Raw genomic sequence first — 22,475 nt, 5'->3', positions numbered from 1 at the left:
ATATTCGTGATGGCACTCGAACAGACCGAAGAACGGACTCTCGCTATGGATCGTTCCCTCCGTGCTGCAGCGGGGGCAGATCAGTCGGCCAGCGAGTCGAGTTTCTGGACGATCTTCGCGTAGACATCAGGAGCGCAGTACCAGCCCTCGTCGATCATTGCATCAATTACGGTTCGGGCATCGTCGACACTGAGTGTTCCCTCGCTAGCGAGTTTTAGCACGAGATATGCCGTCCCCCCGGGTTGTGATTCCCTCAGCCGCTGCGACGTCACGGCCGTACGTCTCATCCATCACGGCCACGCCATCGTGGGCGTCGGCGCAGGCGAGAACAGCGACATCGGCGTCGCTGAGGTTGCTGTTATCCTGGAGACGGGACAGCAGCGGGGTAGTCTCCACTGACACGACATCAAACCTGTCGGCATCGACGCTGCGCTCGATGTGACGGGCCTCCGGATATCCCTGGTCAAGACCGGTTTCGACGACCTCCTCGTAGATGCGTTCAGGAATAATACACGTCGTTTCCAGGTGCTCGACGAGTATGAGTCGGTCGACCTTCGCGAGGTAGATGAGCAGCGTGGTGTCGAAGACCCACATTCACAGCGCCTCGAGATCCGCGTCGAGATGGTCGTCCGCCACCCAGGTGATATCACGTTCTTTGGCGAGCTGGGCGAAATCCCAGACCGACATCCCGGCCAGCTCAGCCGCCTTGCTGAATGTGATGGATCCGGCCGCAAGCTGATCGAGTGCCTGTTCGCGACGCCACTCTTCGAGCCCCTCGGAGAGGAGTTTCCGAACGGCCGTGCTCCGGTCGAGCTTTTCCTCCTCGAAATATGCCTCGAGTTCGGCTTCCAGCTCGTCGGGAACGCGTGTCGAGATCGTCCCCATACTGTTTACTTCGTATGCAAAGTGTACAAACGCTTCGGTGCTTCCTAGAAAGGCTCCTGTGGGGTGAAGCCCGTCCACGGCCACTGAAGGAAATCCCGCCCTCCTTCTTCGACGCCCATCAACTCACAGTAGGGGACTATCTCGAATGCTTCGTCACAACAGTCCACCCATCAGGTAGTGACGAGTGGATTGTCCCTTATCCAGCGCAGACAGCCCCGCCCACAGGCAGTAATCCGGAATTCGATCCAAACGAAATTCGGGCTACTGTTACGCAATGTGAAATTAAACTGGAGTGATCAGTGACTCATAGTCGGCAGCACGTCCCGCCAGGGATGTATCTGAGCGCAAGAAGGAACCACCCCATCCACGGTAGCAAACATCCCAAACGGCTATATTCCAACATCCCCAACACTAGGTTATGTCGAGCGGTACCATCGATATCGACGAGTTCGAGAACGCTGACGCCGACGAATTCGAGGAGCGGAATGATACCGAGCGAATCGTGCTGTTCCTCGACAAGAATGACGACCGGGCGTGGAAGGCGGCAACGATCGCCGAACAACTCGGGCTGGATACAGACGCCGTCAGTGCGATTCTCTCGCGATTGAAGGAACGCGGTCTCGTGCGGCACAAGCGCCCGTACTGGGCGATCACGGACGACAAGGAACGGCTTCAATCTGCCTACCAGCTCCACCGACACTACGAGACGGCAGACGAACAATACGGTGAGGCACCTCTCGAAGACCTCCAGACCGACGAGATGGAGGACGTACAGTGACTGCGTTCGAGGACTTGCCGAGCACTACCTGACCTCTCTCGTCGACGATCGCACCAAGGATGTGGCGAGCCAGTTGATCGACTACATATCGTCCTGAAAACCTCCCCGCACGGGCAGCCAGTATTCAAATACTCGTAGTACGATGGTACTACAATGAAATACGCGAGTGTCAGCGTCAAGTTCCCGGTTGAGCTCGACACCGAGATCGAGCGGTTCCTCGATGAAACGGGGATCTACACCAACAAGAGCGAATTCATCAAAGAGGCCTGCCGCGCCCATCTCCGCGAGCTTAATGACGATACAGCGATCGCCGCACTCCGGCTGGAGCAGCTGCTCGCTGAAGCTGAACAGAGCCACGAGTCTGCCAGTGAGATCGCCGCCGAGCTTACAGCACTCGGCGAGAAAGTCGATGCAGACGACCTCGAACGAGCCGTCGAAGAGGCACGAGAGGAGACGTCCGAACAGGTGTACGGGTCCGACGTGTGAAACGTCGACAGTGGATGACATCCTCCGCGCCGTGAACGGCGCGGTTTCCTGAGCGTTAGGAGATTATGGTTCGCAGGCCACCTGCTCTTGTGGGCGTACTCTGCCCGTGGATTTGTCGAACAGGCGAACCGCTGGCTGTGCCATCCAGCCGTTATCCCTATCTCCCCCATCACAGGCGAGATTCGGGAGTACCTTCTGTCGGATGTTTTCGGCTCCGTTCACGTCAGCATTAGCGACCAGCCCACACTCCTCACAGACGTACAGCCCGCGTTCGACACGCTGGCTGCCATCGGTGGTCCCGCAGGAACCACAGGACTTGGACGTACCGCGTTCATCCACGCGCTCAACAGAAATACCGTGTTCAGCGGCTTTGTATGCCAGCATCTTCGTGAACCTGTCGAACGCCCACCCATGTAGATCGAGGTTGCCGTGGTCACCCCAGTCGGTGTCCTCGCGAATACCATTCAGATCCCCCACAGCAATCGTCCCAACGTTTCGGGCGGCGCACTCGACTACTATGTCCTTCGAGACAGCGTGGAAGAAGTGTGTCCGGCGAGTCTCTCGCTTGCGGTCCAGCCGTTGTGCTTTGCGGGAGGAATTATCGTTGCACTTCGCTCGCTCTTTCTGGAAGTAGTAATCGTCCTCTTTGAGTGCGCCACCGGGATACAGCAGGGCATCGTCGCCAACCGCAACGGCGGCGAAGTTACAAATACCAAGGTCGATACCTGCCACTCGGTCGCCGGGTGCGTCCGAGTCATCAATCTCAACGTTGCAGACGATGTGCAACTCCCATTCGGTGCCGGTCCAGACTGCCCGGACTTGCTGGACGTTCTGGACGGTCACATCCGGGTCAACAGCGTACTCGCAGAGAATAAAGTCTCGACGCCCATCTTTCAGATTCCGCCCCTTCGAGAGTCGAATCCGATCGTGGTCGGGGTCGTGCTTGAACCCATCCTCTTTGAACGTGACCGTCGAGCGTGGATGGTCGTCGCCATGTTTGCGGTAGCCGGGTGGGTTCACGTTCTCGTCGCCATTCTCACGGAGTGCATACCACGAGTCGAACGCTTCAGCCAATTCTTCGAGAATTGCCTGGCTGGATTGTGCGTTCAAATCCGCGTAGCGTTCGTGATTCTTGAGGTACGCTTTGAGAACACCGTGATCTGGTATTGTGCCAGTTTCGGCCCAGATACGGTCACACGTCCACCGGGCGATATTCCAGAGCTTCGAGGCAGCGAATCCGAGCGAATCGAGGTCGTCACGCACCTGTTGATGGTTGCGGATGGAAGCAACGTAGGTGCGAGTGCCCTGATTCGCCATACATAGCCTGTTGTATGCCAGACTGGTAAGTTGTGTGTTATCGGAGTGAAAGTGAACGTAGAATATCCGGCCCGGCTGTTACCTCGTGGTGTCGTATTAGAGCGTACGCGATTCACTCCCGCCCTGCTCAGTCCTCGGTTCCAACAGAGCGTGGGAACGCTCGTCCTTCGCGGAAAGGGCGGGATTCTCTCGCTGTATCAAGATAGGAAGATGTCCTCTGGGCTCACGAGTTCGACCACCAAGTTGCTGGGGTTGAGGTACCGCTCGCTACGCTTCCGAATCCCGTCAGAAAGAACCAGTTTATCGATTACCTGCTGGTGAAAGATGTCGATTCGACACCCATCATCGTTCTCGAGGATTCGCTGAGCACCGAGCGCTTCGTATTCTTCGTCCGGTTCCCGAACGATATCGTAACCAAGTTCGAGCAGTACTGCTTGGAGCTGCCCGAGGTCATCACCGGATGCGACGATGAGATCGATATCCTTGGTAGTGGTCTTGAGATCCTGGAACGCCATTGCCCCACCGCCGATCAAGAAGACAGTGAGCGGATCGTCTAGCTGCTCGCCGATGCGCTCGAGTTCCGACCGAATGTACGAACTGTCGAATCGCGCCCTCATGCTGACACCCCGTAGTCCGCAGCCAATTCTTGGAACTCCTCCCACTCGGGAAGTCGAGATGCCCGCTCCTCGCCACTCGTGTCGAGATACGTGAGCAAGTCCTCGACGAGATTGTCGACGCCGTACTTTGTGGCCTGGTCACGCAGTTCGTCACGGTCGACGTCAACGTGGCTGAGCAGGAGCAGACAGTATGACTGGGTACGTGCGCCCGAATCGATCACGAGCATATGACAGCACAGCATCGCCGGCGAGAGATCATTCATCGTCTCTGAATGGAAGTAGTACCGACGGTCGCGGGCCAGAAGGGGCAGGTCGTAGGTCTGGAAACGCTCTGGCCCCGTCGAAAGGAAGTCCTCGGCGGTAATCTCATCTGCGGTCTGGACGAGGAACTCGTCGAGTGACTCCCAGAGAATGGTGTAGGTGTCGGTGTGTTGTTCGACGGTCTGGCGATGGTCGTGGTGAACGAGTTCCCGAGCAAGCGTACTCAGTTGTTCGAATCCCTCGTTCAGCACATATGCATCCTCGTCAGTTTCGTAGATGATCCCTCGATGCTGAAGTGGATCGAGGGCGCGATGGACGGTACTCCTGTGAATGTTGGCCCGGCGTGCGAGCTCCATTACGACCCGCGGAGTTTCAAGATAGTAGAGAACGCGGAGCGTCGCGCCCGACAACAGTTCAGGCCAGTCGATGTGCGAATACTCTTGGGTGATGTCTGTGAGGAGTTCGAGTGCTTTCGCGTCCGATGGCCGGATCTGCTTTGTTTTCCCTTGTCGACGCGTCTCGACGAGTCCGGTCGCTTCGAGACGATCGACAAGTTCAGACGTGTAGCTGAGACTGCGGTCCAGCTGGGTCGCAAATTCGGAGACTGTCTGTTCACCGTGAAGGACGGTGAGCGCGCGAACCTCGCCTTCGGTAAGCATCTGTTGCGTAGATACGAACCGATATTTAAATAACTTCGCTATCTCGCAACGAGTATAACTGACTCAGCTGAGGTTGCTGGGTGAGAAACACGATGAAGGCCCTCGGCCGTTCACGGGCGGCGCGCCGCCCGTTAGCTCGGAAGGGCCTGCTCTCCCGGTGACCGAGACGGCCTCGCCCTTTCTGAGTCCACCAGGACGGTAGCTGGATCGCCGAGTGTCGCGGCTGGGTGGACAGGTGTGTCCGTTATGGCCCGCACCGCTCGCCGCGTTCCGCCCTCCGCGTCGCTCGCGACCGACCATTCCGGGCGTGCGGGCGCTCTCCGCACCGCCCGCGCCCGTTCCGGGCTAAAATGGATGTGCCCTCGACGCCAGCGGGTATCCCCGTCGGTTGCGCCCCTTGCGGGCTTTCGCGTTCCAGCGCTTTATGCCGCCTGCGCTGTCGCGCGCCACACCGCGGCGCGCGTTCTCGGCGACAGTCGCCCTGGACACGGACCCGCACATCGGGCCGGACACGAGCGGGCATATCCCGCTGGCCGCTCGCTCCGGGCGGGTCGGCGCGCGGTGCTGGATGGTTAACCTCCTCGGGCGCGCTCTCGCTCGCGCCCACAGGGCGCTCGCGAAGGCGCGAGCGAGAGCGCGCAGATGGTTCTGTCGGTCGTTGTCGTCGGAAATCCGCGATGTTGAGGCATCGCGGTGTCGGCGCGTGAGCGCCTTCAGGAGCTGAACTCCAATGTCGAGTAAGAACGTCTTCGGTAATGAGGTTTCGGTCGATGAACAGGCTTTCGAGAAACACGATGACGTCGAGGTCGACGAGGACGGTTTCGAGGTCGTCGACGAGACGCCGGAGTTCCGGGCGACGGTCGATATGGAAGTGCAGGCAAAGGTCGATTCCAACCATCCGGACGCGCGGGTCGAGGAAGGTCCGGATCACCTGTTCGGGAAGACCCTCGAACAGGAAGAGCGTATCGAGGCACGGGAGGCCGAGCTGGAGCACATCAGTGCCCAGGCGGAACTCAGTCAGCAGGAGGGACGCGCGAAGCGGACGCGGGAGGTCGTCGTCGAGCAGTGTGGCCGTGACGAGCCCGAACCGGTGGAGCGCACGGATCCCCGAGAGAAGCTAACGCAGGAAGACCTCGGGGCGGTGAACAAGCAAGCGATGCGGATTAAGGAGGAAGTCGATGGCGGCTGGTCGAGGTCGGTCGTCGCGAAGCAGTTGGCCGAGAAGGTGCAGCGCGGCCAAGATATGACGAAGGCAGTGCTGGAGACGCTCGAAGAGCTAAAGGCGGTCCCCGGTGCAATCGTTCCCATCGCGGATGTGCCGGACGTCCCGGTCGGGGAGGTGACGGTTGAAGGAACAATCGAGACCCTCTGGGAGCCTTCCTCCTCAAGCATCCAGCAAGTCGGGCTGATAGCAGATGAGAGCGGGAAAATCAAGTTCACCTGCTGGGAGAAATCCGGGCAGACGGTGGTGCGAGAAGGTCAGACAGTGCGGTTCCGGGCAGCAGCCAAGAACTGGTACGAAGGCCGGTGCTCAATCGCGCTGACCGGGTGGTCGGATATCCACTTCCCGGAGCGCGGCCGCTGGTGGGAAGAGTAGCCAGCTGACGCAGCCTTCTTTTTTGCTGTGTGCCAGACCAGACCCAAGCCCCACCGCCCCACCCTCCGCTCCGTGCTCGCTCCTACCGTCGCTGCGCGCGCAGCCACAACCTCAATCACGAATCGACATCGAACTCAGAGAGGTCGACCTCTCGGTAAACCCATTCTTCGAAAGCAGCATCAACCAGCTCTTCGAGGGAGCTGTAATCGGAATTAGTTCGAATCGTTGTGTCCACGGCCTCTGGGAGATCGTCTACATCCGTCATCTCGTCAAGGTTGACCGGAAGCGCGTTCGCAAACGCCGATTGTGACTCGAACTCGGTCTGCTCACGTACGAATTCATCGGTGAACAACACTGACGCGCCCACGTGATTTAGAGCAATATCGACGATATCTTGATCGGCCCACTCCTCCAGTCGGTCTCGTTCGTCCTCCTCTAGTTCTTCGGCAGCCGCTGCGAATGCATCTTGGATGTCGCTCACGAGTTGTTCCATTCCCTTCATTTCCGCCACATGAGTCGCCGATGACTGCCACTCAATAAACGCAAACGTGATTTGCGCCAAGGAGACAGCCGTTAACTGGCCTGGACGGGCGAACCCTGCGTTCGACGGGCCAGCCAGTAGGAGGTCAGGCTGTTCAACGTCGGGGATATCGATGATACCGAGCCGGTCAAGCGTCCCCTTCGACCCCCCATGGACCGATTCGCTGGCTAACCGGTAATATGGCTGGTAGTGGTCCAGATCGCCAGCTTCCTGGAGCCCCCTAATCGACGGCCCGCCACCACCCTCGTATGCGTCTGCCGCCCACCCGGTTCCGTACCCGTTATCGTCGAAGTCGGATCCAAACCGCTCTACCAGCTCCACTTTCCCCTCTTCGAATGACTCCATCGTCTCATCCGCGATCTGTTCCTCATCAAGGTCGTCTGCGTGTTCTTGATACGTCTGAGCGAAGTAGTATTCCCAGAGATACCGGTAGTGCAGAAAACGCTCGGCTGTGTCGGAGCCTGCTTGCTTGATGAAGGAAGTGGTAATCGAGAGTTCGTGAAGGGATCTCCATCGGGCAAAGGCTCCATCAGCAAATCCGCCTTTGAGCAGGTGGTGGATCTCCATCGCGACCTGTACTGCCCGTGCGTGAAGTCGAGTCAGAGCGTCAAAGACGAAGTCCTGTTCCTGAGCTGCCTGGAGCCGATATTCCGAGTTGATTGCATCACCCGTTTCCTGCGACCAGATAATGAACCGTTCAAGCAGTTCCAAAGGTTCCCCCCAGCGATCTTCGATCCCGCGCTGAAATTCTGCCTTGGTTTCATAGAGTCGTCGCAATCCCTCGTCATCCTCGCGGACCTGCTGGTACATACTATCCCCAACAGCCTCAATGACCTCGTTGGTAGCTTCCGCGATCTCGTCTTCGGTGGGTTCCTCATCGAGTTCTCCTTCTTGGAGAAGTTCCAGAAGCTGGTCGTGGATTGCCTGAGAGAGTGGGTCAGTGTCGTTGGGCATCCTGAGTTACTCTTTCTCGTGTTTCAGCAGAGTGGATGATGGAGCTTTGGGAGCAATTGGAGTTTATTAACCCCTCAATAGGTGAGGGGCTCGCCGTACTGGCAAGTCCCTGAACACTGTGAGAACCATGGCAATCAGAGACATCTACGAAACTGACTTCGACGAGGACGTCCAGACGGAGTCGAGTGCGAACCAGTGCCCCGAGTGCGACGGCCGGGTCACCACCAACACAGTCGAAACCGTCTGCGAGGACTGTGGACTCGTCGTCGACGAGCAGCGGATCGACCACGGGCCAGAGTGGCGGTCGTTTGACGAAGACGAACGGGAGCGCACGGGCGCTCCGTTGACGGCGGCACGACACGATCGAGGGTTGTCAACGGAGATCGGCCGCGGGACCGATGCGAACGGGAACAGCCTCTCCGAACAGAAGCGACGCCGGCTGTTCCGGATGCGCCGTGAACAGACCCGTGGGCGGTTTCAGTCGAAAGCCGAACGCAACCTCGCACACGGGCTTAGTGAAGTCCGCCGGATCAGTAGTACGCTCGACCTATCCGAGACGATCCGTGACCAGGCCTGCCAGCTCTTCCGCAGCGCTCAGAACGAGGACCTCCTGCAGGGCCGCTCAATCGAGGCGATGGCCGCCGCGAGTGTCTACGGAACGTGTCGGTGCAACGGGCGGCCGCGAACCCTCGACGACATCACCGAGTCGGCGCGCGTCGAGCAACCGCGGGTGACGAACGCATACACGACGCTGAATACAGAACTCGGCCTACCAGCCCAACCCGTGACGCCCAGTGCGTTCGTCCCGCGGTTGGCGTCGGAGCTCGACATCTCCGATCAGATCCGGCAGCGGGCTCGGCAGTTGGCGGAAGCATCCGAATCGACCGGAGCAACCACGGGGGTTCGACCATCCGGGTTCGCCGCAGCCTGTCTGTACAAGGCCGGACGCGAAGACGGGATGTGGCTCACCCAGTCGGACGTCGCTGACGTTGCGAACGTCTCGGTGGTCACCGTGCGGACCCACCGCGACGCGCTGGACGAACTGGCTGTCTAACGCCCACGCCGTTGGGTTGTATTCCTGTTGAATGAGCGATTTGAGGACCATCGTTTAAAACTAAAGACGTAGCATGATACGGTCAGACGACTCTATGACCGGGCGTTACTCTGACTATGAAGCCCTCCGGCCGATCGGCGAAGCCACCCACGTTCCCGACGACCAGCTCACCGGTGGTGGCGAGCCACGGCGGCAGCGATCTGGGAGCATCGACGCGGGCTATCCAGACGACCCGACAGCAGCTGCGACCGAGTGTGAGTCCTGTGGCGCGTCAATCCCCGCCGGCCAAGCAAAGTGCCGGTTCTGCCTGACAAATCATCTCGGAAACGAAGCCATCAGGATGGACGAGACGGCAGATCCGACGCTCTTCGGCATCATCCATCTGGTCGTCGAGTCGACCACGTTCTACGGCGCCGTCGCGAAGGGCGGGGCCGCCGCAAACCTCCTGACCTCAAACGACGCGGAGCCCGCCGTCGACGACTATACGCTGCTCTACGATCTCGACGAACCGCCTGCGCCCCAACTGGCCGACCGATGGCCTCCGCTCCCCGCTGCGGTACAACTTGACTCAGCAGAGGGTGAGCAGCTTCTCAGAGCCGCCCGTGACCGGACAGGGTGGCACGGGCAGGAAGCGTCGGAGCGCCAGGAGCAGGCCCCGACGCGGCTCTACGACCAGCGTGGGGACGGCATCCGCGACACGTCACGGCTTACTGAAGTCCTCGACGACACCGACGACGCGGTGTGGCTGGTTCCAGCGATTGCCCTCCAACAATCCGGTGCAGAGAATAGTACTGGACACTCACGACACGAGCGGCCGAACAGAACTCATCTCGAGTGCCAGGAGTGCGGTCGAGAGACCGAACATCGGTTTCGTGAGTTCGAGACCGTCCCTGACGACGAGTGGACTGGGCAGCCGATGTGGGGCTGTCAGCGGTGCGGGACGCCCCGCTACGGGCCCGAACCCGAAGCCGGCCAGTGAACTATCTCGACCTACTCAGCGGCTACCGCCGCTTCCTTGAGGTCGGGGCTCCCTTGCTCTCGCGTTGGACTTCCTGTTTCAACGACGGTGCTTGCAGATACCGACCGGGAATGGTCGTCACCCGCAGAGGCTCCAGACTCCAGCAGGCGTTGTACTTCGGGCTGTCCCAGCCCTAGCTTTCCCAATCCGCGCTCAAAGACGGCGGCGGATTAACCAACATCTCTGGTCTCGGCTCGGTTTTGTTGGTTAACAGAAGCCAGCTTGCGACCAACCTCAGACTGCCCTACTGACTGCCCACCAGTGTTTTTCGACGCCGAGAATCGGCGGAGGCGCGCATATGGACCCACGAGACACACCCGGCTACCGGCTGCACCGCGCGCTCAGCAATCTCACCAGTATCGACGGCGAGCAATTGGAGCCCGCCGACCGAGAGCGGATCAGCACAGCAACGACGCTTCTGGAGCAGGCAGAACTCCTCACCCGACCGGATACGACAGCGGACATCGACATCAACGGAGAGTCCTGACCGCACGACGCGTCGGCAATGCGGGCGTCCTGTGGCCGCCACAGCCTGAGCAGTTGTTTACCCCTGAAGGGGGGTGCGGGGGAGCGAGAACGCTCCCGAGAACAATCTATGGTAACACTCCAAGCCGCAACGGCATCGACCGGCGCGCTCGTAACAGACCCACAGGCAGTCCGCGAACTCTGTGAGAACCACCGCTTCGGGACGCTCAACTGGGAGGTGGACGACGACGGCGAACTGGTCATCTGGGGCTACGACAGCTTCGACGTGTACGAGGCTCGTGAGAACGGGCTTCCTGACTACGACGGTGGCATCGTCACCCACGAGTTCCTCCGGTCGCTCGCGGAGTATCTCGAACCGAACGAAGAATTCGACATTCAGACAGCCGGATTTACCAAGTGTCGATTTCCCGTGCTGGCGAAACGGTACGTCGTCCGCGACGGTGAGGTCCTGTACGCGGACCTCAGTTCCCCCGACCCGATCGACGAGTAGCGTTGTTCGTCCCCCGGGAGGGGTGCGGGGCATCCAGTCGTGGGTCGTCCTACGAGGTGATTGTTCAATGGGCCACCTCGCACTCGTTGCGTACGAACGAACTGATGGACAGTACACGCTCCACTACACTCACTGGGGTGCTGCAGACCTGAAAATGAAGTACCGCATCACGGCCGAAACACCGTTCGGTGGCGACGACACCGACTCCAAGTGGGCGAAACAGCTCTTCACGGAGTTGGCCGATGGCCTCGAGGCAGAAGCCGTCGACGGCTACCTCGCCGACAAGGATCGACCATCGACGGTCGTCGAGCCGAAGCCCCGCGCCACCGGGCTTACCCTCGACGAGATCGTCGCGGACCATCTCGACTATCTCCATCACGAGGCGTTCTTCGTGGTGTCGACGACATTCGAGGTGACCGCCTACCGGACGCTGTGGTTTGGCCTGCAGTACGACTCGGAGACAGTCGACCACGGCGAGACGGTCGGAAACGGCGCGCTCGCGACCGTCCGATGGCACGACGGCGAGCCGGTCGGCGACGGCCACCTGCAGGGCCAGTTCGCGGCCCTCAAAGACGTCGTCGGCGATATGCTCGACAAGGGCGTCTTCACGCCGTCGACGGCGAGACAGTATCTCAAGCAGAAACTCGGCGAGTGGGTAGGGAAGCGCCAGGAGTTGCTCATCCCCAACTCCGCTCACAACCCGGTTCGTCCTGATTAAGGATTGTACGGTTCGACGACCTCCAGTACGGCGGGGGCTTCATATCGGCGGTTGCGCTGTTGACCAGTTGTCTCTCGCAACACATCGTCATCCCAGAGGCGCCGGATAGCCTGATTGACCGCCGGTTGTGACCGGTCGAGCGCCGAGACTGCCTGTGGTTCGGTGAGATAGGGATGTTCGATAATAAAATCGATGAGTTCCCGAATGACGACACCTTGGCTCTGGTACTGCTCCCGGTAGCGATCACGGAGAGCAAGCAGTTCTCGAGCAACAGTATACGCCTCACGACCCTGTTCGGCAATCGCCCCCACGAAGAACGACACCCACTCCGTCCAGGCCCCGTCGCGACTCACGGCTAGAAGTCTGTTGAGATAGGCATCACGGTTCGCGTTGAAATACGACGAGGGATAGAGATACGGGCCAGGTAGCAGATCCCACTTGTAGAGCGCCAGCATCACAAGGAGGCGACCGAGCCGTCCGTTACCGTCCTGAAATGGATGGATCGTCTCAAATTGATAATGGATAAGCGCCAAATCGACTAACGGTGCGTATGTCGGCCCTGATCGGATGTACTGGAGCAGACTCCGGAGAGCATACGGAATGCTCGCCGGTGGTGCTGGGACAAATCGTGCCTCACTAAGTGGTGTCCCTGGTTCATCGATACCCACAAGATCCTCACGAAATTCGCCTGGGTTCTTCTGCTCACCACGGGCCCCCTGTAGCAAAATTTCGTGTAGCCGACACAGTAACTCCCGATCCAACGCAGCACCCTCCCGAAGCGATTCGATCCCTGTTGTGATCGCCTCAACATAATTCTGGGCCTCCGTGATGTCAGCACGCTCTGTTGCAGTCGTCCCAGGCTCCTCGCCAGCTTCTCGCCGATAAATATCCGAGAGTGTGAGCCGCGTCGTCGTCTCAATATTCGAGGAATCCACAGCCTCGCGGTGGATGAGCGGACTCAGAATGACCTCCGGTGAATCGAGCCACGTGTCCAAATCCGAGAGCTGGCCCACGGCGTACATCGCATCCCCGTTCTCGGTAAGGAGGTCATGGGTCGCGCCAAGATCCGGTGGGAGCGGATCCGGGCTGAAGGCAAAAATCCCATCGACCATCTCAACCTCGCCAGGCGGGTTTTCAGCAAAGTCTTCAGGCCGCATTGTTATCCAATTCACGCCCTGACACAGATATAGATAACGATATGGCCAATCCCCTATCCAAATTTGTGGAAGTATACTCTAAGATAGCTCTGTCTCGAATAGCCTATCCAAATCAGCCAGAGCTTCGCCAGTAGATTTGCGTGGCATGGCTTGCCTCTATACATTCGTAGACCGATCTGTGTCGAAGCAGATGGTGGTTTTTCTGGGGCAGAAAGGACTGAGCCCCACCGTAGGCTCGTGATTTGATGCCCGAGAAACCAGACGACGATCCATTCCACGATTGCGAGTTAGATCCCGACGCGGTCCTCGGGACACGAACCTTCCACGATGTCCTGTTCACCGACGATACCGAGACGCCGGTAAACCTGCTCACCGGCGAGACACCGGCACATTCGCAAGCGACCGTCGAGAAAGCGAAGAAGTTCGCTGCGAGTATCGACACGGACACACCACAAATCGCGCTCCCGGCCTCTGTCGAGACGCAAGTCGAGACCCAGAGCAAGCCCTACACCTCAGCTGCGTTCTTCCACTTCAAGGCGACGGGGTCACTCGAACGACATCGTGCCTACCACGCCGCGTACGGCTCGGATGCGTTCACCGTCGACTTCGAGGCCGACTACGCGTCGGGCGATCTAACCATCACAGTCGAGCGAGCGAACGAGTCCTAAAAATCGACCGCTAGATCAGGTTTTTCGAGCGCCGGCGATGGGTGCCGGCGCAGCAGGAGCGAGCGAGCAACGACTCCCGGTGCGTCGGCGCTTCGAGGTGTTCGAGATGCACATGGTGATTTACGCTCTGGTAGAAGCATCGACCCACGACGACGCACTGGCCACCGGAAAGACGGTGTTCGACCGCCTGGTCGGCGCGGACCCACATGCCGGCGCAGTCTTCGACTACCACGTGACTTTTGATGAGGAAGACACGTCCGTTGCGGGGAAGGCGCGATGGGGTGAGCTCCCGACCGCGGCCCCCGTCGACTCCGACGACGGCCAGGACCTGCTCGAGCGTGGCTGGGAGGCGACGAAAGAAGAGTTCGAGCGCAACCTTGAGCGAGTGAAGGAAGCGCTCAACGAGCTCTCCGACGAGGAGATCATGCGTGACGAAGACCTCGCCCGCCACGCGTTCCATCAAGTTGGTGCGTACGACGGCCCGACGATCTTCCTGTATAACGAACACGCGAACGGCATCCGTCACCGTGAGCAGCTGGATCGAGTGCTGGAGGAGAGCGAGGAGCTCTGGATCGTGCCCGCCGACGTCCACTTTTAACAGATGCCCCGGATCACAAACTGGCGGCGTGAAAGTCGCACGCCGACGCTCGAGTATCGTAACACCAAGACTGGCGCTCGGGCTGTCCTACACCGAGCCCCGGACTCGTACCGCTACAAGTGGCGTGGCGCGATCATCGTCGACGGCTACCCAGTATGGTCGCGAGGGTACGAGACGAAGGACGCGAAATCGTTCCGTGACGAGCTCCGCGACCAACCTGCTCCCGAGATGAGTTGTCCAGAGTGTCTGGACGGCGACGTGGTCATCGGTGGGAAAACTGCTGACGGCGCGAAGGTACAGCGCTGGTTCGAGTGTCGGAACTGTGGGTACGAAGCGCCCTCAAGGATTGTGTACGGCGCCGAGCGTTGAGAGACATACCCACCTTTACCGTGTTAGAAATCGGTCTCGAATTCGTCTTCGTCAGGCAGCATCTCAAGTGCCTCCTCAGCAGAAACAGCTTCAGGAGACCCATTACCGTCTTCATCTCCGGCTTCTCCGGCTGTGGGAGCGGACATACAAAACCAGACACAGTGTAGTCAGATAAACCTTTACCGGCAGTACAGCACCAAGCAACATCCCTGACGACGAAATTCCTGAAAAGTGCGTGCACTCACTCAGACCAACGCCCAGTACAACACGGTCGTGATAGTTAGCAATTGAGAGGCGGATCTATTTTCAGCGGCATCGGTGGCGTTTATTTCTGGGCCGGAATGAGTGGCCCGTCTCAATCGGGCCAGATTCACAGATGAGTTTAGAAATCATCGACCGACACAGTGAGGCACTGTTCGAGTTCCTCTGGTGTCCCGTTTGCGGGCACGAGGTATTCAGCCACATTCCGTTCGAGGGCGTGTTCTGCAGGAACTGCAATACGCAGGTTGAACTCCAAGAATCCCGAGAGACACGCGGCTACGAGGAAGCCGTTCTCGCTTGCTTCGACACCCACTCAACGTGGAACCTCCACGTCGACGAAAAGCTCCGTCGCGACCTACCCGATGGGTCGGCGCGGGTGAAGATCCTCGGCGCACCGGGTGCCTACGAGGTCGACTGGTGGAGTCCAGCACCTGGGGAGGATTGGGAGCCAGTCGAGCGTGGTGAATTCGACGACGTGGAGGAACCAGACGAGGTGTCACATCTCGCGTAGTGGATAGCAATCCCGCTACGACTGCGTAGTGTTGTTCCTGCGCCGGCGATGGGTGCCGGCGCACATGTGCCGGCGAGTACCGATGTCGACACGGAGTCAACTCCGATTCGTCCAACGAGTCGAACAGACCGATGAGGCAGATGGCGGCGCCGACCGCGTCGCGCAGGTGTACCGGCATTCGGACGGCTACCCGGGGAGCGTCCTCCAGGATCTTGCACAGCTGAAAGAGCTGCTCGATGCGACCCGTGCCGAGCGCGGACCGGGTTACACGGCCGCGACGTTCGTGTTCCTCAACAAGCTCTCGACGGTCGACCTCTATCTGGATGGCGACCCAGAGCGAACGATCGACGCGGCTCAGCCAGCGGATCTCCTCGAGCCGTCCAATATGGAGCACCTCAACCAGCCGCTGTTCCTGCTGGGCTACGGTGTCGAGAATCCGGCTAACGGCATCCACGGCGACGAGGAGTACCTCTACGTCGTCGAACTCCCGACCCGGAACCCGTTCGACGAACTGACAGAGTGGACAGTCAAAGTGAGCGGTCACTCTGCATTCCCCCGCTGGGACGGCCCGACCGACGAGGCCTTCGAGCGGGCGAACTGGCAATTCCACGGGTCCCTCGAGGACGCGCTCGCAGAACTGGTCCGGGACGAAGCAGTCGTCAAGTAAAATGCCAAATCATATTTATATAGATAGGGTTTAGAAAGACCCAGATGATTTCGAAGGCCGGACTCGCCGTACTTGACGCGCTGAGTACCGGCCGTGAAGCAACACCGGAGGAACTTGCGGCCGAAACCGGATATTCACGAGACCATCTCTACGAGGTACTCGACGAATTCCTCGCAACGGGATTGCTCGCAGAAACCCGTAGCCCCAGCAATCAGCGTCGAGTCCGCATTGCGGAACATCCCGTCACCGAAGCGTATCGAACGCTCCAGTCGGTGTTCAGCCACGTAGACTGGACGGAACTACTCTCGCCAGCTGCCCTCCGCGTGTGTTGGTATCTCGATAGACCACGACACATCGCTGATATCGCAGACCGACTCGGAATCACTCGACAAGGTGTCCACAGCGCGTTATCGCCGCTCAAGCACCGAGCGTTACTCTCCAGATCCGATCCGAAGTATGCCCTCCAAGACGAGGTCTCGCCGCTGTTGGCGTTCGTCCGGGCCGCCGTAGAGCACGAACATCGATCACGAGTCCGAGAAATCGCTCCCAGCGCCACGATCGCGTGGTGTGATCCGAAGCGATCCCTCGTTCGCGTGCAGACCGGTGAGGATACAGACGCACTCCAAGCAGCTCCGGACTGGAAGATGACCGGACTGGGCCGGTTCGCAGTGTATGGTCTACAGTTTTTCCTCGCCGGCGAGCCTCCGTTCTGGTATGCTCCAGACGAGGAGCTACCGCCTGCTGAAGTCGTGTGCCATACGCTCCTTCTCGATAGCGGATCCCGGCGCGTCAGTTATTCGATGCTGCTGATCGAGGCGGAGGATATCGATCAGGAGACACTCGTCGAGACCGCACAGTGGTACGACCTAGAACCTACTGTGAAAGCGTTGTATCGGCCACTTCAAGGTGACTTCGACAGGCCAGATGATCTGCCCGTCATCCTCCCAAAGAAGGACGAATATATGGCACTCAAAGAGCAGTACGGAGTCGCGTAACACCAACCCAGAAGCCCAGCGGAAAATTGCGACGGGTTAGATGATACCGCCGATCACGAGTAGTCCGACGACAAGCAGCAGCGTCGCAACCACGCTCCCGCCAGCCAGCTGCTTGTTCTCCATTGCCTTCTCGTGGAGTGACATCTCGGCGTACTCCTCTCGGAACGCCTCGAGGTTCTCCTCGTCGTAGAAGTACTTCATCTTCAGCGCGAACCGTTCGGTCACCGCACAACCTGTACAGACCGGATCCCCTTCGAGCCGTTCGGTCTTGCTGTGGCTGCCGCAGGCGATCGCCCCGCAGTTCGGACAGTAGGTGTACGTCTCGTCAACGCCGCTCGTTTCGCAGTGGACGCAGCGATGAATCCCGTCCTCCAGAGTGACCCGTGAAGAGCCAGCAGCATAGTCTTCAGGCAGACCAGTACCTGAACCTCGAGATTCCTGTGGGGATGCTCGATAACGACTTCCGCAATCCCGACCTGGAACGATTCGTCGATCGGTTCTTCGAGCACGAGCCACAGGTCGGTGACATCGGTGACATCTACGAACCAGCTGACGCCGACGCCCACGTCGTTGCCGCTCGCGAGATCCAAGCGAGCTACCCCGAGGCCGATCTCATCGTCGTTCCGAAGTCAGGGCGGTGATCGACGCGATTCCCGAGACCCTCGTCCTCGGGTATTCACGAGGATACGCCGACCGCCTGGCCCACGAGTTCTCCGACCCTGCCGATTGGAGAGGGCGGCGCGTCCACATCCTCGGCGGGAGTCCGCCCAAGCAGCTCGACGCCATTCGACAGTTGACCCGACCGACACTCACGGACGAGCCACCAGCCGACATCGTCGGCGTCGACTGGAACGGGCTGCATCGCGGCGCGCAGTTCGGTGAGTTCTGGACGGCCGACGGCTGGGACGACAGCGGTCGCGACGCCGACCACGTCACCGTGCGAAAGACGGTGCGCCACAGCCTCGCTCGCGTCCGTGAGTTTTGGAGGGCCCACGGAATCTGGCCCGAAACGACACCGCAAAACGAGGGGCTCAACGTCGAGTACGAGGGTCCGAGTCCTGCCGATCTCGAGGACGCTGCCTGTACCGAGTGCGGGACGAACGTCTGGCGAACTCGCCGCGGCCCGTACGTCGCCGAATACGATATCGGCGCAATCTGTGGATACTGTAGCTACGGGTGCTACTTCAGCCACCGTCACCGGAACAACCTGGAGGAGATCGCCGGCGAGCAGAGCGTCTACCTCCCGCCGGCGTGACTTCGCGACCTGTTTTTCGTGCCCCCAGAGAGGGCGAGGGCTCCTTCGAAAGCTCTCAGAGGTGATTTATTATGAGTCAACAACAGAGCGTTGACAACGTCTCGATCGACGACATCCCAGTCGATATCGCCAACACACAATCAGGTGAGGTCGATCCCACTGAGGTCCCCGATGAAATCGAATCGATCACCCGGGGACTTGCCGGCGACCATCCGCCGACAAATCCCATAGTGGTTCTCAAAGCGGCTCGCTGGTGGTATCTACACGGGAAGGGGGGTTCAGATCCCGCCTTCCAGTGGGCCATCGAATGGACGCGTCACCTTGCGATCGACACGCCGAGCGACGTCGAGCAATTCGACGAGTTTTGCGACTACCTCGTTACGGTCGGCTTCGCTGACGAACGCCACGAACTCCGCTAACCGACAGACTCGGTTTTTTGGACGCCCCTGAGGGGTGCGGCGCGGTCTGAACAGACGCAGTCGCCGTGACATTGATTCGGTGAACACAATGGCTACGACCAGTGATTCGTCGGTCTCCTTCGACCAGACCGACACGCGATCCGACGAGATGCACAGCACGATCGAACAGTGGATCGACGACCTCGTCGCCGGCGTCGACGACGCACAGGCCAGCGCGGAATTCCAGGAGTGGCTTGACGTTCAGAGTCGCTTCCACGACTACTCGTATCGGAACGCGCTCCTCATCAAGCGGCAGTGTCCCGAGGCAACCCGCGTGGCGGGCTACCGGACGTGGCAGGAGGAGTTCAACCGCCACGTCGCGGAAGGCGAGTCGGCCATCTGGATCTGGGCGCCGATCATCACGAAACGCTGCCCGGAGTGCGAGAACTCGCCGAGCTACCACGAGGACAGTGACTGTGACTACGACGAGACGCCGCCCGAGGAGTGGTCCGAGGGCCTCGTGGGATTCAAGCCTGCGCCGGTGTTCGATGTCTCCCAGACCGAGGGGGAATCACTTCCCGACCTGGACACGGAAGCGACCGGGGACGCCGGCGACCTCGTCGAACAGTTGACTGCCGCTGCCGACGACCTCGATGTGACGGTACGAATCGTTCCGGAAGCGGAGTGGACCCACGGCGAGGCGAAAGGCATCTGCGAGCAGCTGAGTCTCGTCGATATGCAACCGCGTGTCGAGGTGCGTGATCGGGCAAACGAGGCCGACCTTGCGCGGACGCTGATCCACGAGTACGCGCACGCCTTGCTCCACTTCGACGTCGACGACGACACCGAGCGGGCGAAACGCGAAGTCGAGGCCGAAGCCGTCGCCTACGTCGTCGGGCGCTACTGCGGGCTCGACACGAGCGGGTCAGCGTTCTACCTCGCTGCGTGGGAGTCGGACGGCCCCGAGGTCTTTCGCGAGCGCCTCGGCCGGATTAGTCGAACGGCAGAGGAACTCATCGACGTTCTGGAGGACGAATCCCCGTCCTCACCCATTTAACCAACGTGGTAATGAATTTCTTCCGCCCTGTTGGTTAAGTTTTCTGCGCCCGCCAGCCTCGTGTTTCGTTAATCGATTTTAACCAAGCAGCGAAGGCTTGTACCCACAGGATCCGACATATCGCGATTTTCTCTCGTTGCGCAAAATCGTCCACTATCCGAGCAAACGAAACGAGGGCTGAGACAGTCCATCACCTATCTGATCTTAGCCAATTTTGAAATAGCCAATTCAAAATTAGTCTATTCGAGAGTGTTTTACTGGTGGAGGACGACGGGTGCCTATGGAGCGTTTCGTGGACCGGGACGAGGAACTCTCGCGACTGCGAGAGTGCTACGACTCCGATCGGGGGGAACTGGCGGTTATCTATGGCCGGCGCCGTCTCGGCAAGACCCAACTCGTGCAACACTCACTTCGGGATCGGGACGACGCTGTCGTCTACCAGGCGACCGAGACGACGACACAGTTCCAGCTCGACGAGTTCGTCGACGTCGCCGCCGAGACGTTCCCTGGCATCACGAATATCAAGCAGAACTGGGAGGCACTCCTCACATATCTCGGTGACCAGAACGCGGTCGTCGTCTTAGACGAATTCCCCTACCTCATCGACGCCGACGGGAGTCTTCCTTCCGTCATCCAGCGTCTCTGGGATCAGCACTTCCAGCAGACGTCCGGAACGCTCGTGCTCGTCGGCTCATCGATCAGTATGATGGAGGAGGCTGCTCTCCTCGGGAATAGTCCGCTCTACGGCCGCGCCACCGTGAAGCTGGACCTCCGGCCTCTAGACTTTGCCGCCGCCCAAGAGTTCCTCCCAGACACTTACACGCCCGAAGAACGCGTGTTCGCGTGGGGGATCGTCGGCGGTGTCCCGTACTACCTCGACGGAGTGGACCTGAGTCGGGATCTCGGAACAGTGCTCACTGAGGAAGTGCTCTCACAGCGAGGGTATCTCCACAACGAACCCGAGTACGTTCTCCGTACCGAGTTGACTGACCCCAATCGGTATTTCGCGATCCTCACCGCGATCGCTGCGGGGAAGACGACATCGAACGAGATTGCGCAAGCGATCGGGATCGACGGGAAGCAGATTTCTACGTACACGCAGAAACTCGAGCGATTACGGCTCATCGAGCGGGAGGTTCCGCTCACGGAGCAGAAGGCGAAATCTCGCCGCGGTCGGTATCGACTCCTCGACCCGTTGTTCCGGTTCTGGTTCCGGTTCGTCTACGGGAACGAAGACCGCTACGAGCGACTCGGCGAAGACGCCTACGAAGCACTCATCGAACCAGAACTCGCAGACTTCGTCAGTACGGCATTCGAGACGCTCTGCCAGGACGCTCTCCCGGATCTCTACCCGGACAAGCTCTTCCTCATCCGTCTTTAGTTAAGCCTCACACCTCGGTTGTGTAGCGGTAGCGAGCGTCTCTTGTAAGATTGGTCGTTGCTGGTGGATCTTTTGAGCGTCTTCGATCAGCCGGTCGAGCAGCGGCGGCGGTGAGTAGCCGAGGAACTCACCGAGTTCGTGGAGAATGAGCTGGGCGTGCGACCGGAAGGTCGCCGCCCAGCGCTCTGTCGGAAACACAAGCTCATCATCCGCCTGCTCAGTGACTAGATCCAACAGATCGCGGCTTACAAGCAGCGACAGCAGCGCTGCGTACAATAAGATCCTCACCACGTGTTCGTCACTCGTGTCGAACTCGTCCAATTCGTACTGCGTCTTCAGCTCCCGGAACAGCAACTCAACTTCCCACCGACAGCGGTAGATCTCCGCTAAATCCGCCGGAAAGAACTCCTCCCTAGCTAAATTCGTCATGTACAGGTGGTAGTCGTCGGCGTCCTCGTTGCGGACGCCGACGACGCGAAATCGCTTCGTATCCAGCGACTGTGTCCCATTGTACGGCCCCCGTTTGAATTCGACTTCGACCTCCACATCGATGTATTTCCGGTCAAGGTCATCGAGAACAGCTCGGAGCTGCTTGCCCTCTAAGGGAATGGCGCGGCCGCGCCATTCCCGTAATTCTGCCGTAATCACCGGGTTTGCGTTCTGCTTCAGCCGACTCACGAAGTAGCCGTCGTTCTCGTCGATCAGCGCAAACCGGCGGTACTTGAAGTAGGCAAGATCGAACAACACGAGGCGATTCTCAAGCCACGGCCCTGTTTTGAACAAGGTGCTGTCGTGCGTTTTCTCGTTAGCAGTATCGAGCCGTTCAATCGTCTGCTCTGTGGCATTGTGGAGCAGGTGGAGCTTCGCTCCAGCCTGCTCCTCGTGGCGGGCTTCGAATTGGTCTGAGAGAAATTCGTGTAACCGCAACACCGTTCCATCAGCGATCATCACGTCTCTAAATCGGTCGATATCAGCGTCAACAGCGTTAGGAACAGCGACCTCGTCGAGACCGCGCTCGACGAGGTCGCGGAGATACTCTGCAAGCGTCGGTGTCAACCGCTGATAGAATCCACCCGGAGAGATCGTCTCATCGGCAGTAGAGTTGTAACAGCGTCTAAACCCGGCGAGTGTTCGGCTTTCGCCTGCGGCGAAGCCGAACACGAACGCCCAAACGAAGGCAGGGATCTGGAGCTTGCGGTCACGTTCGACCACGCCGAGTTCCTCGGCGTGCTCTTCGAGGAACTCAGAGGGAAACAGTGTAGTGAGTCGACGCATAATTCGAGATGAGGAGTCCTTG

23 protein-coding genes and 5 pseudogenes are annotated in these 22,475 nt (G+C 59.5%); 18 read left to right on the top strand and 10 right to left on the bottom strand.

Annotated features, from left to right (window positions below; translation table 11 throughout):
* Nucleotides 1-80 precede the first annotated feature (80 nt).
* Both ABNG04_RS17520 and ABNG04_RS17515 read right to left on the bottom strand, forming a co-directional pair.
* Nucleotides 81-594 (bottom strand): annotated as a pseudogene (locus tag ABNG04_RS17520) (PIN domain-containing protein).
* Nucleotides 595-885, bottom strand: coding sequence for a UPF0175 family protein (locus ABNG04_RS17515; RefSeq protein WP_006183393.1), 291 nt, complete (start codon nucleotides 883-885; stop codon nucleotides 595-597).
* 418 nt (nucleotides 886-1,303) lie between these two features.
* Between ABNG04_RS17515 and ABNG04_RS17510 the strand changes: the two genes are divergently transcribed.
* Together ABNG04_RS17510 and ABNG04_RS17505 are read left to right on the top strand one after the other, a co-directional pair.
* Nucleotides 1,304-1,663 carry a MarR family transcriptional regulator gene (locus ABNG04_RS17510; protein ID WP_079235398.1) on the top strand — a complete coding sequence of 120 codons (360 nt, stop codon included), beginning with the start codon at nucleotides 1,304-1,306 and terminating at the stop codon, nucleotides 1,661-1,663.
* A gap of 153 nt (nucleotides 1,664-1,816) precedes the next feature.
* Nucleotides 1,817-2,149 (top strand): ribbon-helix-helix domain-containing protein, encoded by a 333-nt coding sequence (locus ABNG04_RS17505; protein ID WP_006183391.1) that lies wholly within the window; start codon nucleotides 1,817-1,819, stop codon nucleotides 2,147-2,149.
* A 63-nt stretch (nucleotides 2,150-2,212) separates the two neighbouring features.
* Here ABNG04_RS17505 and ABNG04_RS17500 read toward each other — a convergent pair whose 3' ends face one another.
* The 3 genes and pseudogenes from ABNG04_RS17500 to ABNG04_RS17490 all read right to left on the bottom strand — a co-directional run bounded on the left by ABNG04_RS17500 (nucleotide 2,213) and on the right by ABNG04_RS17490 (nucleotide 5,003).
* A complete protein-coding gene (locus ABNG04_RS17500; protein WP_371163609.1) occupies nucleotides 2,213-3,466 on the bottom strand; it encodes an RNA-guided endonuclease InsQ/TnpB family protein in 1,254 nt (417 codons plus the stop codon).
* Nucleotides 3,467-3,669: 203 nt separating this feature from the next.
* Nucleotides 3,670-4,083, bottom strand: a pseudogene (locus tag ABNG04_RS17495) (hypothetical protein); the annotation flags it as partial.
* Complete coding sequence (locus tag ABNG04_RS17490; RefSeq protein WP_371163608.1) at nucleotides 4,080-5,003, bottom strand: helix-turn-helix domain-containing protein; 924 nt, start codon at nucleotides 5,001-5,003, stop codon at nucleotides 4,080-4,082. The gene ABNG04_RS17490 and the pseudogene ABNG04_RS17495, both read right to left, overlap by 4 nt.
* A gap of 730 nt (nucleotides 5,004-5,733) precedes the next feature.
* Between ABNG04_RS17490 and ABNG04_RS17485 the strand changes: the two genes are divergently transcribed.
* Nucleotides 5,734-6,600: a DNA-binding protein gene (locus ABNG04_RS17485; protein WP_371163607.1), complete on the top strand. Its 867-nt coding sequence runs from the start codon at nucleotides 5,734-5,736 to the stop codon at nucleotides 6,598-6,600.
* 115 nt (nucleotides 6,601-6,715) lie between these two features.
* Here the strand turns inward: ABNG04_RS17485 and ABNG04_RS17480 are convergent, their stop codons facing one another.
* Nucleotides 6,716-8,095 carry a DUF5677 domain-containing protein gene (locus ABNG04_RS17480; protein ID WP_371163606.1) on the bottom strand — a complete coding sequence of 460 codons (1,380 nt, stop codon included), beginning with the start codon at nucleotides 8,093-8,095 and terminating at the stop codon, nucleotides 6,716-6,718.
* 127 nt (nucleotides 8,096-8,222) lie between these two features.
* Here ABNG04_RS17480 and ABNG04_RS17475 point away from each other — a divergent pair, with 127 nt between their 5' ends.
* The 5 genes from ABNG04_RS17475 (at nucleotide 8,223) to ABNG04_RS17455 (ending at nucleotide 11,861) form a co-directional block, all read left to right on the top strand.
* The gene (locus ABNG04_RS17475; RefSeq protein WP_371163605.1) at nucleotides 8,223-9,149 is read left to right on the top strand and encodes a transcription initiation factor IIB; all 927 of its coding nucleotides are present in this window, start codon (nucleotides 8,223-8,225) and stop codon (nucleotides 9,147-9,149) included.
* A 94-nt stretch (nucleotides 9,150-9,243) separates the two neighbouring features.
* The gene (locus ABNG04_RS17470) at nucleotides 9,244-10,128 is read left to right on the top strand and encodes a biosurfactant protein 1 (RefSeq protein WP_089769697.1); all 885 of its coding nucleotides are present in this window, start codon (nucleotides 9,244-9,246) and stop codon (nucleotides 10,126-10,128) included.
* A 337-nt stretch (nucleotides 10,129-10,465) separates the two neighbouring features.
* The gene (locus ABNG04_RS17465) at nucleotides 10,466-10,654 is read left to right on the top strand and encodes a DUF8012 family protein (protein WP_089769695.1); all 189 of its coding nucleotides are present in this window, start codon (nucleotides 10,466-10,468) and stop codon (nucleotides 10,652-10,654) included.
* Nucleotides 10,655-10,762: 108 nt separating this feature from the next.
* Nucleotides 10,763-11,143: a hypothetical protein gene (locus tag ABNG04_RS17460; RefSeq protein ID WP_089769692.1), complete on the top strand. Its 381-nt coding sequence runs from the start codon at nucleotides 10,763-10,765 to the stop codon at nucleotides 11,141-11,143.
* A 67-nt stretch (nucleotides 11,144-11,210) separates the two neighbouring features.
* Nucleotides 11,211-11,861, top strand: coding sequence for a DUF6735 family protein (locus ABNG04_RS17455; protein ID WP_371163604.1), 651 nt, complete (start codon nucleotides 11,211-11,213; stop codon nucleotides 11,859-11,861).
* Here the strand turns inward: ABNG04_RS17455 and ABNG04_RS17450 are convergent.
* On the bottom strand, nucleotides 11,858-13,018 hold the full coding sequence (locus tag ABNG04_RS17450; protein WP_089769768.1) for a Fic family protein: 1,161 nt from the start codon (nucleotides 13,016-13,018) through the stop codon (nucleotides 11,858-11,860). The genes ABNG04_RS17455 and ABNG04_RS17450 overlap by 4 nt on opposite strands.
* A 245-nt stretch (nucleotides 13,019-13,263) precedes the next feature.
* Between ABNG04_RS17450 and ABNG04_RS17445 the strand changes: the two genes are divergently transcribed.
* The 3 genes from ABNG04_RS17445 to ABNG04_RS17435 all read left to right on the top strand — a co-directional run bounded on the left by ABNG04_RS17445 (nucleotide 13,264) and on the right by ABNG04_RS17435 (nucleotide 14,653).
* On the top strand, nucleotides 13,264-13,686 hold the full coding sequence (locus ABNG04_RS17445; RefSeq protein WP_371163603.1) for a DUF8025 family protein: 423 nt from the start codon (nucleotides 13,264-13,266) through the stop codon (nucleotides 13,684-13,686).
* Nucleotides 13,687-13,792: 106 nt separating this feature from the next.
* Nucleotides 13,793-14,284, top strand: a complete 492-nt coding sequence (locus ABNG04_RS17440; protein ID WP_089769359.1) for a DUF7995 family protein — start codon at nucleotides 13,793-13,795, stop codon at nucleotides 14,282-14,284.
* 3 nt (nucleotides 14,285-14,287) lie between these two features.
* A complete protein-coding gene (locus tag ABNG04_RS17435; protein ID WP_371163602.1) occupies nucleotides 14,288-14,653 on the top strand; it encodes a DUF7568 family protein in 366 nt (121 codons plus the stop codon).
* Between the two features lie 23 nt (nucleotides 14,654-14,676).
* On the opposite strand, the gene ABNG04_RS17430 is transcribed toward ABNG04_RS17435, so the two are convergent.
* Nucleotides 14,677-14,799, bottom strand: coding sequence for a hypothetical protein (locus tag ABNG04_RS17430; protein ID WP_255246173.1), 123 nt, complete (start codon nucleotides 14,797-14,799; stop codon nucleotides 14,677-14,679).
* Nucleotides 14,800-15,029: 230 nt separating this feature from the next.
* On the opposite strand from ABNG04_RS17430, the gene ABNG04_RS17425 reads away from it, so the two are divergent.
* The 3 genes from ABNG04_RS17425 (at nucleotide 15,030) to ABNG04_RS17415 (ending at nucleotide 17,087) form a co-directional block, all read left to right on the top strand.
* On the top strand, nucleotides 15,030-15,425 hold the full coding sequence (locus ABNG04_RS17425) for a DUF7567 family protein (protein WP_006181022.1): 396 nt from the start codon (nucleotides 15,030-15,032) through the stop codon (nucleotides 15,423-15,425).
* Between the two features lie 82 nt (nucleotides 15,426-15,507).
* Nucleotides 15,508-16,092, top strand: coding sequence for a hypothetical protein (locus tag ABNG04_RS17420; RefSeq protein WP_089769351.1), 585 nt, complete (start codon nucleotides 15,508-15,510; stop codon nucleotides 16,090-16,092).
* 44 nt (nucleotides 16,093-16,136) lie between these two features.
* A complete protein-coding gene (locus tag ABNG04_RS17415) occupies nucleotides 16,137-17,087 on the top strand; it encodes a MarR family transcriptional regulator (protein ID WP_015310258.1) in 951 nt (316 codons plus the stop codon).
* A 36-nt stretch (nucleotides 17,088-17,123) separates the two neighbouring features.
* Here the strand turns inward: ABNG04_RS17415 and ABNG04_RS17410 are convergent.
* Nucleotides 17,124-17,495 (bottom strand): annotated as a pseudogene (locus ABNG04_RS17410) (restriction endonuclease); the annotation flags it as partial.
* Between ABNG04_RS17410 and ABNG04_RS17405 the strand changes: the two are divergent.
* The 4 genes and pseudogenes from ABNG04_RS17405 to ABNG04_RS17390 all read left to right on the top strand — a co-directional run.
* Nucleotides 17,495-18,342 (top strand): annotated as a pseudogene (locus ABNG04_RS17405) (DUF6610 family protein); the annotation flags it as partial. The pseudogenes ABNG04_RS17410 and ABNG04_RS17405 sit on opposite strands and share 1 nt — an antisense overlap.
* Nucleotides 18,343-18,413: 71 nt before the next feature.
* On the top strand, nucleotides 18,414-18,761 hold the full coding sequence (locus tag ABNG04_RS17400; protein ID WP_006181015.1) for a DUF8013 domain-containing protein: 348 nt from the start codon (nucleotides 18,414-18,416) through the stop codon (nucleotides 18,759-18,761).
* Between the two features lie 88 nt (nucleotides 18,762-18,849).
* Nucleotides 18,850-19,797, top strand: a complete 948-nt coding sequence (locus ABNG04_RS17395) for an ArdC-like ssDNA-binding domain-containing protein (protein WP_006181014.1) — start codon at nucleotides 18,850-18,852, stop codon at nucleotides 19,795-19,797.
* A 280-nt stretch (nucleotides 19,798-20,077) separates the two neighbouring features.
* A pseudogene (locus tag ABNG04_RS17390) lies at nucleotides 20,078-21,166 on the top strand (ATP-binding protein); the annotation flags it as partial.
* Nucleotides 21,167-21,178: 12 nt separating this feature from the next.
* Here ABNG04_RS17390 and ABNG04_RS17385 read toward each other — a convergent pair.
* Entirely contained in the window at nucleotides 21,179-22,453 is a 1,275-nt protein-coding gene (locus ABNG04_RS17385; RefSeq protein ID WP_050033723.1) for an IS4 family transposase, read from the bottom strand.
* Nucleotides 22,454-22,475: the final 22 nt, after the last annotated feature.

This window comes from Halorubrum miltondacostae (assembly GCF_041379815.1).
In the GTDB taxonomy this organism is placed as follows: domain Archaea; phylum Halobacteriota; class Halobacteria; order Halobacteriales; family Haloferacaceae; genus Halorubrum; species Halorubrum miltondacostae.
The sequence above is the reverse complement of the archived record's forward strand: the minus strand, read 5'-3'. Positions and strand labels throughout refer to the sequence as shown.

Bases quoted from the DNA above. Each gene is read 5' to 3' on its own strand.
- ABNG04_RS17515 (WP_006183393.1), bottom strand. From the start codon at position 885: ATGGGGACGATCTCGACACGCGTTCCCGACGAGCTGGAAGCCGAACTC.
- ABNG04_RS17510 (WP_079235398.1), top strand. From the start codon at position 1,304: ATGTCGAGCGGTACCATCGATATCGACGAGTTCGAGAACGCTGACGCC.
- ABNG04_RS17505 (WP_006183391.1), top strand. From the start codon at position 1,817: ATGAAATACGCGAGTGTCAGCGTCAAGTTCCCGGTTGAGCTCGACACC.
- ABNG04_RS17500 (WP_371163609.1), bottom strand. From the start codon at position 3,466: ATGGCGAATCAGGGCACTCGCACCTACGTTGCTTCCATCCGCAACCAT.
- ABNG04_RS17490 (WP_371163608.1), bottom strand. From the start codon at position 5,003: ATGCTTACCGAAGGCGAGGTTCGCGCGCTCACCGTCCTTCACGGTGAA.
- ABNG04_RS17485 (WP_371163607.1), top strand. From the start codon at position 5,734: ATGTCGAGTAAGAACGTCTTCGGTAATGAGGTTTCGGTCGATGAACAG.
- ABNG04_RS17480 (WP_371163606.1), bottom strand. From the start codon at position 8,095: ATGCCCAACGACACTGACCCACTCTCTCAGGCAATCCACGACCAGCTT.
- ABNG04_RS17475 (WP_371163605.1), top strand. From the start codon at position 8,223: ATGGCAATCAGAGACATCTACGAAACTGACTTCGACGAGGACGTCCAG.
- ABNG04_RS17470 (WP_089769697.1), top strand. From the start codon at position 9,244: ATGACCGGGCGTTACTCTGACTATGAAGCCCTCCGGCCGATCGGCGAA.
- ABNG04_RS17465 (WP_089769695.1), top strand. From the start codon at position 10,466: ATGGACCCACGAGACACACCCGGCTACCGGCTGCACCGCGCGCTCAGC.
- ABNG04_RS17460 (WP_089769692.1), top strand. From the start codon at position 10,763: ATGGTAACACTCCAAGCCGCAACGGCATCGACCGGCGCGCTCGTAACA.
- ABNG04_RS17455 (WP_371163604.1), top strand. From the start codon at position 11,211: ATGGGCCACCTCGCACTCGTTGCGTACGAACGAACTGATGGACAGTAC.
- ABNG04_RS17450 (WP_089769768.1), bottom strand. From the start codon at position 13,018: ATGCGGCCTGAAGACTTTGCTGAAAACCCGCCTGGCGAGGTTGAGATG.
- ABNG04_RS17445 (WP_371163603.1), top strand. From the start codon at position 13,264: ATGCCCGAGAAACCAGACGACGATCCATTCCACGATTGCGAGTTAGAT.
- ABNG04_RS17440 (WP_089769359.1), top strand. From the start codon at position 13,793: ATGCACATGGTGATTTACGCTCTGGTAGAAGCATCGACCCACGACGAC.
- ABNG04_RS17435 (WP_371163602.1), top strand. From the start codon at position 14,288: ATGCCCCGGATCACAAACTGGCGGCGTGAAAGTCGCACGCCGACGCTC.
- ABNG04_RS17430 (WP_255246173.1), bottom strand. From the start codon at position 14,799: ATGTCCGCTCCCACAGCCGGAGAAGCCGGAGATGAAGACGGTAATGGG.
- ABNG04_RS17425 (WP_006181022.1), top strand. From the start codon at position 15,030: ATGAGTTTAGAAATCATCGACCGACACAGTGAGGCACTGTTCGAGTTC.
- ABNG04_RS17420 (WP_089769351.1), top strand. From the start codon at position 15,508: ATGTCGACACGGAGTCAACTCCGATTCGTCCAACGAGTCGAACAGACC.
- ABNG04_RS17415 (WP_015310258.1), top strand. From the start codon at position 16,137: ATGATTTCGAAGGCCGGACTCGCCGTACTTGACGCGCTGAGTACCGGC.
- ABNG04_RS17400 (WP_006181015.1), top strand. From the start codon at position 18,414: ATGAGTCAACAACAGAGCGTTGACAACGTCTCGATCGACGACATCCCA.
- ABNG04_RS17395 (WP_006181014.1), top strand. From the start codon at position 18,850: ATGGCTACGACCAGTGATTCGTCGGTCTCCTTCGACCAGACCGACACG.
- ABNG04_RS17385 (WP_050033723.1), bottom strand. From the start codon at position 22,453: ATGCGTCGACTCACTACACTGTTTCCCTCTGAGTTCCTCGAAGAGCAC.